The sequence below is a fragment of the Nocardioides sp. ChNu-99 genome (assembly GCF_029493445.1).
Classification (GTDB): Bacteria; Actinomycetota; Actinomycetes; order Propionibacteriales; family Nocardioidaceae; genus Nocardioides.
In genome coordinates this window covers 18,859-29,727 of the sequence record NZ_JAHWBL010000042.1, presented here as the reverse complement: position 1 = coordinate 29,727, position 10,869 = coordinate 18,859, and the positions used below count along the sequence as shown (strand labels likewise).

Here is a 10,869-nt window from a genome sequence, read left to right as displayed (position 1 = left end):
CGCCGCGACGGCCGCGGCCCCGGGGGCGGGCGCGCCGGGCAGCGCGGGGTGGGAGCGCACGACGGTCCGCTCGGCGGTGTGCCACGTCTCGGGGTCGGGCTGGCGCGGCAGCGGGTCGCCGTCGAGGGCCTCGTCCGGCAGGTCGCGCAGGGCGCGGGCGGTCGCCCCGGCCGGGAGGCGCGTGGCGGGGTCCTTGGCCAGCATCACCGCGAGCACGCTCCACAGCAGGGGGTGCACCGGCAGCGGCGGGGGCTCGACGGTCACGTGGCGGTTGCCGATGGTGTGGACGGTGCCCTTGCCCGCGAACGGCGTGCGCCCGCCGAGCAGCTCGTAGAGCAGGATGCCGGTCGCGTAGACGTCGGAGGCCGTGCTGAACCGGCCGTGCTGGAACAGCTCGGGCGGCATGTAGCCGGGGGTGCCGACGAGACCCGTCGCCTGCACCGTCGAGTCCTGCGCGAGCCGCGCGATGCCGAAGTCCGACAGGCGCACGCCCGAGCCGTCCCCGGGCTGCCCGCCGACGAGGAGCACGTTGTCGGGCTTCACGTCGCGGTGCAGGAAGCCGGCGGCGTGGGCCGCGGCGAGGGCGTCGAGCACCGCACAGGTCACGGCGACCGCGGCCCGGGGCGCGAGGGTGCCGGCGGTGCGCAGGTGGCTGCGCAGGTCGCCCCCGGCCACCAGGTCCATGACGATGGCGAGCTGCGAGCCCTCGACGACGAGGTCGCGCACCCGCACGATGCCCGGGTGGCGCAGGTTCATCAGGATGGCGCGCTCCTGGATGAACCGGCCGACGATGTCGGTGTCGTGCGCGTAGGTCTCGTGCAGCAGCTTCGCGGCGACGGCCTCGCCGGTGGTGCGGTCGACCGCGCTCCAGACCTGGCCCATCGCGCCCCCGCCGAGCCGCTCCACCAGCTCGTAGCGGCTGCCGAGGGCCCGGGGGACCGCCTCGGGGTCCTGCTCGTCGGCCACGCTCACCCGTCCACCGGCACGGCGAACCACGCCAGGCGGACCGCCGGGTCGACGGGCCGCGGCCGCACGCCGGGGTCCTGGGTCGTGCCCACGAGCACGTGGACGTCGGCGTCGTCGAGGGCCTCCGCGTCGTCGAAGACCAGCGGCGGGCCGGCCAGTCCCGAACCGCCGTCGAGGGCCAGGCCGTCGAGGGCGGCGACGACGTCGCCCGCCGCGGTGCTGCCCGCCTCCTCGGCGGCCCGCACCAGCGCGACGACCGCGTCGTGGCTGGCCAGGTCGGCGTCACCGGCCCGAGCGGCGAAGGGGCCGGTGCCGAGGAGGTCCTGCTGGTCGGGGTCGTCGGCAGCCTGGCGCAGCGCGGCGAAGTACGCCGCCGCGCGGTCCCCCTCCTCCCCCGCGGCCAGGGTCGTGGTGTCGCCCGCGTCGGGCCCCACCGTGCGGAGGTCCCCGTTGGTCGCGCCGCCGGCGTCCGTCAGCGCGGTCGTGAAGGCGGGGCGCAGCGCGTGCGGCGTGAGCACGAGCGGGAGGTCGTCGACGGCCTGGACGCCCGCGACGACCTCGCCCTGCGCCTGTGCGGGAGCGGCGACGACCACCGCGTCGGCCCCGTCCGCCACCGCCTGCTCGACGGCGTCGACGGCGGCGCCGGTGCCCGCCGTACCCAGCGTGACGGTGCGCGCCCCCGGCACCGTGGGCGTGCGGGCCCCGGCTCCGGCGACGACGAGCGGGGCGGTGCTGCCCGCCGACCGCAACGCGGCGGCCACGCCCGCGTCGACGGCCGACGCCGACGGTGCGGTCGACCAGGCGCCGGCCGACAGACCCGCGGCGTCCTCGGCGTACGGCAGCAGGACCGGTACGTCGAGCGCGGCCGCGTCGTCGAGCGCCGCCGCGAGGTGCGTCCCCGTCGTGGCTGCGACGACCCCCACGACCCCGGCCTCCGCGAGCTCCGCCACGGCCCGCCGGGCCTCGTCGGCGTCGCCCCGGTCGTCCGCGACGACGAGCTCCACGTCGGCCCCGCCGGCGTCGAGACGGCGCTCCGCGACGATCGCGCCGTGGGCCGGCAGGGCCAGGTCCGAGCCCTCGCCCGGCGCCCCGGCCGTGCTCACGAGCACCCCGACGCGCACCGGGCCGTCGAGGTCGGCGACGTCGAGCGCGACGGGGGCGGGGGCACGCCCCGGAGCGGCGTCGGGCCGCTCCTCCTCCCCCGCACCGTCGTCGGTGCAGGCCGTCAGGCCGAGGGCGCAGACGAGGGCCAGGCCCGCGAGCCCCGGGAGCCCGGGCACCGTGGCGCGGCGTGGCGGGCGCGTCACCCGGCACCGCCGAGGTGCAGCGCGTAGACGGTGAGGACGTCGGCGTCCGCGCCGGCGTCGGCGTCAGCGCGGCTCAGCTCCTCCTGCATCCGGGCGGCGAGCTCGGACTGCGCCCGCTGCCGGTTCGCGTCGCGCAGGTCGAGGCGGCGCAGGGCCGCGAAGGCGCTGGTCGTGCCGCCGGCCTCGACGAGGTTGCCGTTCTCCCGGTCGGCCTGCCGCGCGTTCGAGGCCAGGGCGCCGAGGATGCCGCTCCCCCGGCCCTCGCGGCTGCCCAGCGCCGCGACGGTGGCGCGCAGCCGCTCCGACAGGGCGGCGCTCGTGCCCGTCAGGGCGACCTGGTTGACGCCGATCTGGTCGGCCAGGGCGCCGCGCGCCCGGGCGAGGTCGCCGGTGAGGGTGGTCCGGCTGGAGCCGAGCGCCGCGGCGGCGGCCTCGTCGACGCCCTCGACCCGGTCGCTGCCCTCCGCGAACGCCCGGTCGCCGGCCGACTCGAGCTCGGCCTCGAAACCGCCGAGGAAGGTGCCCAGGTCGTCCGTCGCGCTCTGCTGGGCCCCGACCGCAGCGGCCATGCCGGCGCCGAGGTCGCCCCGGGCGGCGTCGAGGTACGTCGTCCGCGCGGCGCCGAAAGCCGCGCCCACGCGGTCGCCGAGGTCGGCGTTGCGGGCGGCGAGACCGTCCCAGGCGGCCGCGAGCACGTCGATCGCGGTGGGGGCGCCGGGCTCGGGGGCGGGGCAGGGCTGCGTGGTCGGGGGCACCTCACCGAGCTCGCGGGCCCGCGCGGCCGTGGTGCAGATGGCGTCGCCCAGCGCGGCGAGCTGGCCGGGCAGGGCCGTGGCCTGCTCGAGGGCGCCCACGACGTCCGTCGCGGTGTCCAGCAGCCCGCCGACGGAGGTGTTGAGGTCGGCGAGGGCGGCGGGCAGGGTGCCGCCCGCACCCACGAGCGCGGCCACCTCGTCCCACGCCGCGGCCACGCCGGTGAGCTGTGCGGTCACGTCGGGCTCCGCCCCCGTCGTCGCGCAGGCCGGCAGCGCGCCGAGCACGTCCTGGAGGAAGGCGACCAGGTCCGGGCTGGCGTCGGGCTCCGGGGCGCGGCAGGCCGTGCGCACGAGCTCGTCCAGCGCGGCCACGAGGCCGCCGTCGAGCAGCGCGGCCTGCGTGGTGGCGATCGTCCCGACCTCGTCGAGCCCGCGGGCCAGGTCGCCGGACGACTGCAGGAGGACCTGCAGCGCCGTCAGGTCGTCGACGAGCAGGCGGGCGGCGGCGAGCACGTCCTCGAGGGCCGCCGCCGTGGTGGCCGCGTCCGCCGTCGAGAGCGCGGCGAGCGCCGTACCCACCCGGGCGGTGGCGGTGCGCAGCCCGGCGATGCCGGCGACCACCCGGCCGGTCTCCTCCGCCGGGTTCACCTCGGCCGCGAGCGCCGCGCCCGCCGCGACCAGCTCGCCCGCGCCCCGGGCGACCTCGCCGCGGGCGATGCCCAGGACGCAGACCAGCGACCGCGAGGTGCCGCACGCGGCGGTGGCGTCCGGTGCGGTCGCCAGCGCCTCGAGCTCGGCGGCGGTGCCGACCGAGCGCTCGAGCGAGGCCGCGATGGCGGCGCGGCAGGCGCCGGTCGAGCCGGCGAAGGCCTCGAACTGCGACTCGACGCCGCGGAAGAGGCTCAGCAGGTCCGTGCCGCTCGGGGGGCGGGTGGCGACGGCGCAGCCCGTCCCGGCACCGGGGCCGGGCGCGGGGAGGGTCGCGCCCGCGGTGCCGAGCAGGACGCGGATGCTGCCGAGCGCCTCGACCAGCCCCCGCTCGCCCTGCTCGGCGGCACGGTCGATGGTGCGGTCCAGCGCCCCGGTGCCCCCGGAGTTCGACAGCGCCTCGAGGTCGGCGACCACGCCGGCGATGCGGGCGGGCACCTCCTCCTGGCCGGCGCCCAGCTCGGTGAGCGCCTGGCGACCGAAGCCGGTCGAGGTGGCCTGCAGGTTCGCGCGGATGGCGTCGAGGGAGGCGCCGGCATCGCGGAGCACCGTGTTGACGGCCTCGATCGTGGCGATGGTCTCGTCCTGCACCCGGCGGTTGCTGCCCGGCCCGTCCGCGAACGCGGAGCGCAGGAGACCGTCGAGCGAGGTGTCGGTGACGAGCCCGGGCTGGACGCTGAGGTCGAGGACCGGCGGCTCGAAGTCGTCGACGTCGAGGACGAGGCGGAACGTCGCCGTCGACGCGAGGCGGGGCGGGGCCAGCAGCGCGGCCCACTGCACCACCGGCGTGCCGTCGCTCGTGCGTCCCAGCACCCCGTTGGTGGCCGCCGGGTCGTCGGCCAGCGTCGAGGTGACGACCCGCGTCGCGCCGGGCAGCTCCGTGCCGGCGACGACCGTCAGCGGGCTGCCGACGAGCGCGTGCTCCTCGAACGCCTCGCCCCCGCTGTCGTAGCGGACGGGCACGGGCCGCACCGTGGTGTTCTGCACCGTCACGTCGACGGTGACGCGTCCGTCGTACCCGGCGAGGTCGGCGAGGTCGGTGCCCGCCCCGTCCTCGCTGCGCCACGAGGTGAGCACGCGCACCGGCAGCGTCGCGTCCGCCGGGTCGAGGGTCTCCTCGTCGGTGCTGAGGTCGCCGTCCGCGTCGCGCACGGTCGTCGTCGTCACGGCCGTCGTGGCACCGTCACCGCCGAGCCGCACGTCGACGACGCGCAGCACGCTCTCGGGCGCGGCGAGCGCCACCTGCGGCGCGGAGACCAGGCCGGCGGTCAGCGTCGCGAGCACGCCGAGCAGCGCCGTGCGACGGGCGTTACGGCGAGGGGTGCGACGGGCGGTACGACGGGGGGTGCGGCCGCCTGCCGGGGCGGTCGGTCGACCAGACGGTGACATGGGCGTTCCTCGAGGAGCGTCGGCTCCGGCGCGCGCCCGGGGCCGTTGGCAGGGTGACGGTCGAGGCAGCGTAGGCCGCCCCGACGACCCCGCGTCGGCTTTTCCCCGGATGCGTGGCTCAGGCGTGCCCGTCGAACATCGACGTCACGGAGCCGTCCTCGAAGACGGCCCGGATGGCGCGCGCCAGCAGCGGCGCGATGGACAGCACCGTCAGCTTGTCGAAGTGCTTGTCGGCGGCCAGCGGGAGCGTGTTCGTGAGGATGACCTCGGTGGCCGGGCTGTTCTTGAGCCGGTCCACGGCCGGGTCGGACAGGATGCCGTGGGTGGCGGCGATGATGACGCCCTTGGCGCCCTGCTCCAGGAGGGCCTCGGCGGCCTTCACGATCGTGCCGCCGGTGTCGATCATGTCGTCGACCAGCACGCACATGCGTCCCTCGACCTCGCCGACCACGCGGTTGGCGACGGTCTCGTTCGGCCGGTCGGTGCGCCGCGTCTTGTGGATGAACGTGAGCGGCACGCCCCCGAGACGGGCCGACCAGCGCTCGGCCACCTTGATGCGCCCCGCGTCGGGCGAGACGACTGCTAGGTCGGCGTCCGCGCCGTACTTGCCGCGGACGTAGTCGGCCAGGATGGGCAGCGCCATGAGGTGGTCGACGGGGCCGTCGAAGTAGCCCTGGATCTGGTCGGCGTGCAGGTCGACCGAGATGAGGCGGTCGGCGCCGGCCGTCTTGAACAGGTCGGCGACCAGACGGGCGGAGATGGGCTCGCGGCCGCGGTGCTTCTTGTCCTGGCGGCTGTAGCCGTAGAACGGCATGACCACCGTGATGCGCTTGGCCGAGGCGCGCTTGAGCGCGTCGACCATGATCAGGTGCTCCATGATCCACTCGTTGATCGGCGCCGTGTGGCTCTGGATCACGAAGGCGTCGCAGCCGCGCACCGACTCCTCGTAGCGCACGTACTTCTCCGAGTTGGCGAAGTCGTACATCGAGGAGGGCACGAGGCCGGTGCCGACGAGCTCGGCGACCTCCTCGGCGAGCTCGGGGTGCGCCCGTCCGCTGAAGACCATGAGGTTCTTCTCGGTGGTCAGCTTCATTCCGCTCACGCCGGATGCGCTCCTGTCGGGCTCGGGGGAGGCCGGGGTCGGTCGGCCCCGCCGATTCTCGCCTACCGCGGGGGTGGCGCCAACTCAGGGGTGGGGACGCTCCTCCGCGCCCGCCTCCCCGCCCGCCGCCTCGGCCGCCCGGGCCTGCGCCGTGCCCGGACGGCGCCGGGCCGCCCAGCCCTCGAGGTTGCGCTGCGGGCCGGCCGAGACGGCCAGGGCGCCGGGCGGGACGTCCTCGCGCACGACCGTGCCGGCGCCGGTGCCCGCGCCGTCGCCGATCGTGACGGGCGCCACGAAGGTGTTGTTCGACCCGGTGCGGGCGTGGCGGCCGATCGTCGTGCGGTGCTTCGCGACGCCGTCGTAGTTGGCGAAGACGGTGCCCGCGCCCACGTTGCTGCCCTCGCCGACCTCGGCGTCGCCGACGTACGACAGGTGGGGCACCTTCGCGCCGTCGGCCAGCACCGCGTTCTTGGTCTCGACGAACGTGCCGACCTTCGAGCCGGTGCCGGTGCGCGTGCCCGGGCGCAGGTAGGCGTAGGGGCCGACCTGGGCCCCGTCGCCGACGACGGCGAGCTGGCCGTGGGTGCGCACGACGCGGGCGCCGGCGCCGACCTCGCAGTCCTCCAGCGTGGTGTCGGGCCCGATGACGGCGTCCTCGGCGACCACCGTCGCCCCGAGCAGCTGCGTGCCCGGCAGGATCGTGACGTCGCGGGCGAGCACCACGTCGTCCTCGATCCAGGTGGTGTCGGGGTCCATGATCGTGACCCCCACCTCGGTCATCCAGTGCTCGAGGATGCGGCGGTTCATCTCCTTGCCCAGGCGCGCGAGCTGGGAGCGGTCGTTGGCGCCCTCGGTCTGCCGCACGTCCTCCAGGCAGTAGGCGCCGACGGTCAGGCCCGACTCGCGGGCCAGGCCCACCGCGTCGGTCAGGTAGTACTCGCCCTTGGCGTTGTCGTTGCCGATCCGGCCCAGGGCCTCGGTGAGGAACGCGCCGTCGAAGGCGAGGATGCCGGAGTTGATCTCGCGGATCTCGCGCTGGTCGGCGTCGGCGTCCTTCTGCTCGACGATGGCGAGGACGTCGCCGTCCTCGTCGCGCACGATCCGGCCGTAGCCGAACGGGTCGGCCACCTCGCCCGACAGGATGCTGACCGCGCGCTCGGCGGCCTCGTGGTCGGCGAGGAACGCGGCGAGGCTGTCGCCGCGCAGCAGGGGCGTGTCGGCCGTCAGCACGACGACGGTGCCGTCGACCTGGCCGCCGAGGGCCTCGACGGCCACGCGGACCGCGTGGCCGGTGCCCTCCTGGGTCTCTTGCACCGCCAGCACCGATCCCGGCGCCAGCTCGAGCACGTGCGCGCCCACCTGCTCGCGCTGGTGGCCCACGACCGTGACCACCCGGTCGGGGGCGACGGACTGCGCTGCCGCCAGGACGTGGCCCACCATGCTGCGCCCGCCCACGCGGTGGAGGACCTTCATGGTCTTCGACCTCATGCGCGTGCCGCCGCCGGCGGCCAGGACGATGACGGTGATCGCGCTCATGCGGCCCCACCCTAGTCGGGCCTCGGGGCGCGTGGCGCCCGCGGGGAGAGGCTCCCCGGGTAGGAGTCGAACCTACGTCGCTTGTCCTGATTCAAAGTCAGGCGGGCCCTGCCGGCAGACCAACCGGGGAATGCGCGCGCGTCGCCGGACGTCGCGGGCAGTGCCCCACCCTATGCGACCCGGTGCGACCCCGTGCGACCCTGTGCGACCCGGCGGCGCGCCCGCCCCGCGCTCGTGGCGCCGCATGGATAGGGTCGCCCCGTGGACCTGCCCGTGATGCCGCCCGTGCGGCCGATGCTGGCCAAGTCGGTCGCGCAGGTGCCGGACCCGGCCACCTGGGCCGGCCGCGGCGGGCTGTCGTTCGAGCCCAAGTGGGACGGCTTCCGCTGCCTGGTGTTCCGCGACGGCGACGAGGTCGAGCTGACGTCGCGCAACACCAAGCCCCTGACGCGCTACTTCCCCGAGGTCGTGGCCGCCGTCCTCGAGCAGCTGCCGGAGCGCTGCGTCCTCGACGGCGAGCTGTTCGTGTCCGCCCCCGGGGAGGACGGAGTGCCGCGCCTGCAGTTCGAGGTGCTGCAGGAGCGCATCCACCCGGCGGCCTCGCGGGTGCGGATGCTGTCCGAGACCGTCCCGGCCGGGTTCGTGGCCTTCGACCTCCTCGCGCTGGGCGACACGTCGTACGTCGACCGGCCGTTCGCCGAGCGCCGCGCGGCCCTCGCCGAGGCGCTGGCCCACCTCGCCGGCCGGGTGCACGACGACGGGCTGACCGGCTGCCACCTCGTGCGCACCACGACGGACGCCGCCGAGGCCGCCGCCTGGTTCGAGCAGTTCGAGGGCGCCGGGCTCGACGGGGTCGTCGCCAAGCCCCTCGACGCGCCGTACACGGAGAACGGCCGCACCATGCTGAAGATCAAGCACGCGCGCACCGCGGACGTGGTGGTCGCGGGCTACCGGGAGCACAAGACCTCGACCCCCGAGCGCCCCCTGCTCGGCTCGCTGCTGCTGGGCCTGCACGACGCGGACGGCACGCTGCAGCACGTGGGGGTCTCCGCCTCGTTCACCGCCGCCCGCCGCGCCGAGCTGATCGAGGAGCTGGCGCCGCTGGTCTGCCCGGTCGAGGAGCACCCCTGGGGCGCGTGGGAGGAGTGGGCCGTCGCGAACCCCGACCGCGTGCCCGGCACGCAGTCGCGCTGGAGCGCGGGCAAGGACCTGTCCTTCACCCCGCTGCGGCCCGAGCGGGTGCTCGAGGTCGGCTACGACCACATGGAGGGCCGCCGCTTCCGCCACACCGCGCAGTTCAAGCGGTGGCGGCCGGACCGCGACCCGTCGTCCTGCGGGTACGACCAGCTCGACGAGCCGGTCGGCTACGACCTCACCACCGTCCTGACCCCGTCCGACACCGCAGCCCCGACCGACCGCACCACCGAGGAGACGCCATGACCTACCACGTCGTCCTGCTCGTCGAGCAGCCCCTGACGGAGCTCGACGCCCGTCAGGTGACGTCGCTCCACCTCGAGCTGGGCGACGAGGTGGTGTACGACGTGCTCCTCCCCGTCGACGACGCCGCCGAGCGCGTCGCGACCGCGGTGGGCACGCTGGGCTCCGGCGACGTCGTGGGCTCCCCCAGCTACGCGCTGGCGAGCATCGACCTCGACGAGCTGCACGACCAGAGCGAGGTCGAGGCGCACGAGGGCCTCGCGCGCACGCTGGCGCTGCTGCGCGCCGACGGCGCCACCGCCCAGGGCGCCGTCGTCGACGACCACCCCATCGACGCGCTGCGCGCCACCGTCGCCGCCGTCGACGCGGCCGAGGTCATCGTGCTGACCAGCCCCCACGTGGTGGCGGAGTTCTTCGGCGTCGACTGGACCTCCCGGGCGCGGCGCCACCTCGACGTACCGGTGCTGCACCTGCTCGAGCAGGAGACGTTCGCCGAGCAGGCCGACGGCCACGGCGAGGGCATCACCGGCGTCTGAGGCCCGGCGGCCGCCGGGCCGGCGCCGGACGGGTCACTCCACCCGGTTGCCGGCCGCGTCCCAGTGGTCGGCGACCTTCTTGCTCGGCTGCACGCGCGGCGGCTCGCCGGGCATCTTGGGGTGGTCGGGCGGGTAGGGCAGCTCGACGGACCCCTGCTCGGCGAACATCGCGAGGAACGGCTCGATCGAGTGGGCCTCGTCGTCCATCCGCTCCCACGGGTCGCCGTCGGCGAGCCGCTCCGGCACGGTGAGCAGGTTGAGCGCGCGCGGGTCCTCCAGCGCGGCCAGCTCGTCCCAGGTCAGGGGCGTCGAGACGGGGGCACCGGGGCGGGCCCGCAGGGAGTACGCCGACGCGATCGTGCGGTCGCGGCAGTTCTGGTTGTAGTCGACGAAGATCCGCTCCCCGCGCTCCTCCTTCCACCACGCCGTCGTCACCTGGTCGTCGCGGCGCTCCAGCTCGCGGGCGAACCCGATGGCCGCGTGGCGCACGTCAGTGAACTCCCAGCGTGGCTCGATGCGCACGTAGACGTGCACCCCGCGGTTGCCCGAGGTCTTGCACCAGCCCGTGACGCCGTGCTCGGCGAGGAGCTCGCGGGCCACGCCGGCGACGCGCGCGGCGTCGCGGAACGTCGTACCGGGTTGCGGGTCGAGGTCGATGCGCAGCTCGTCGGGGCGGTCGACGTCGGCGCGGCGCACGGGCCAGGGGTGGAAGGTGATCGTGCCCATCTGCGCCGCCCACACGGCGACGGCCGGCTCGGTCACGCAGATCTCGCGGGCCGTGCGGCCCGAGGGGAAGGTGATCTCTACCGACTCCAGGTACGGCGGAGCCCCCGTCGGCACGCGCTTCTGGTAGAACGCGTCGGCCTTCTCGCCCGGCCGGCCGGTCGACAGCTCGATGCCCGGGAGCACGCCGCGGGGCCAGCGCTCCAGCGCGGTGGGCCGCTCGCGCAGGGCGCGCACGAGGCCGTCGGACACGTCCGCGACGTACTGCGCCACCTGCAGCTTCGTGATGTCCGGGGTGCGCTCGGTCGCGGGGTAGATGACGCGGTCGGGGCTCGAGACCCGCACCGCGCGGTCGCCCGCGATGACCTCGGCCGCCGCCGCCTTGCTCGCCATGGCCCCAACGTAGTGGC

8 protein-coding genes and 1 tRNA gene are annotated in these 10,869 nt (G+C 76.0%); 2 read left to right on the top strand and 7 right to left on the bottom strand.

Annotation, left to right across the window (positions count from 1 at the left end; all coding sequences use genetic code 11):
• The 6 genes from KK617_RS13655 to KK617_RS13630 form a co-directional block, all read right to left on the bottom strand.
• Positions 1-966: serine/threonine-protein kinase (locus KK617_RS13655; RefSeq protein WP_277500624.1), on the bottom strand; the 966-nt coding region annotated here is incomplete at its 3' end.
• A gap of 2 nt (positions 967-968) precedes the next feature.
• Positions 969-2,273, bottom strand: coding sequence for a hypothetical protein (locus tag KK617_RS13650; protein ID WP_277500622.1), 1,305 nt, complete (start codon positions 2,271-2,273; stop codon positions 969-971).
• A complete protein-coding gene (locus KK617_RS13645; RefSeq protein WP_277500621.1) occupies positions 2,270-5,125 on the bottom strand; it encodes a hypothetical protein in 2,856 nt (951 codons plus the stop codon). The genes KK617_RS13650 and KK617_RS13645 overlap by 4 nt, the downstream gene beginning before the upstream one ends.
• Before the next feature lie 118 nt (positions 5,126-5,243).
• Positions 5,244-6,218 carry a ribose-phosphate diphosphokinase gene (locus tag KK617_RS13640; RefSeq protein WP_301799701.1) on the bottom strand — a complete coding sequence of 325 codons (975 nt, stop codon included), beginning with the start codon at positions 6,216-6,218 and terminating at the stop codon, positions 5,244-5,246.
• Positions 6,219-6,311: 93 nt separating this feature from the next.
• On the bottom strand, positions 6,312-7,763 hold the full coding sequence (glmU, locus tag KK617_RS13635) for a bifunctional UDP-N-acetylglucosamine diphosphorylase/glucosamine-1-phosphate N-acetyltransferase GlmU (protein ID WP_277500619.1): 1,452 nt from the start codon (positions 7,761-7,763) through the stop codon (positions 6,312-6,314).
• A gap of 51 nt (positions 7,764-7,814) precedes the next feature.
• A tRNA-Gln gene (locus KK617_RS13630) sits at positions 7,815-7,893 on the bottom strand.
• Between the two features lie 131 nt (positions 7,894-8,024).
• Here KK617_RS13630 and KK617_RS13625 point away from each other — a divergent pair.
• Both KK617_RS13625 and KK617_RS13620 read left to right on the top strand, forming a co-directional pair.
• Complete coding sequence (locus KK617_RS13625) at positions 8,025-9,203, top strand: ATP-dependent DNA ligase (RefSeq protein ID WP_277500618.1); 1,179 nt, start codon at positions 8,025-8,027, stop codon at positions 9,201-9,203.
• On the top strand, positions 9,200-9,736 hold the full coding sequence (locus tag KK617_RS13620) for a hypothetical protein (RefSeq protein WP_277500617.1): 537 nt from the start codon (positions 9,200-9,202) through the stop codon (positions 9,734-9,736). Before KK617_RS13625 ends, KK617_RS13620 begins: the two co-directional genes overlap by 4 nt.
• Positions 9,737-9,769: 33 nt before the next feature.
• Here KK617_RS13620 and KK617_RS13615 read toward each other — a convergent pair whose 3' ends face one another.
• Positions 9,770-10,852, bottom strand: coding sequence for a DNA polymerase domain-containing protein (locus KK617_RS13615; RefSeq protein WP_277500616.1), 1,083 nt, complete (start codon positions 10,850-10,852; stop codon positions 9,770-9,772).
• Positions 10,853-10,869 lie beyond the last annotated feature (17 nt).

Coding starts and splice junctions, on each gene's coding strand:
- KK617_RS13645 (WP_277500621.1), bottom strand. CDS start 5,125: ATGTCACCGTCTGGTCGACCGACCGCCCCGGCAGGCGGCCGCACCCCC.
- KK617_RS13640 (WP_301799701.1), bottom strand. CDS start 6,218: ATGAAGCTGACCACCGAGAAGAACCTCATGGTCTTCAGCGGACGGGCG.
- glmU (WP_277500619.1), bottom strand. CDS start 7,763: ATGAGCGCGATCACCGTCATCGTCCTGGCCGCCGGCGGCGGCACGCGC.
- KK617_RS13620 (WP_277500617.1), top strand. CDS start 9,200: ATGACCTACCACGTCGTCCTGCTCGTCGAGCAGCCCCTGACGGAGCTC.
- KK617_RS13615 (WP_277500616.1), bottom strand. CDS start 10,852: ATGGCGAGCAAGGCGGCGGCGGCCGAGGTCATCGCGGGCGACCGCGCG.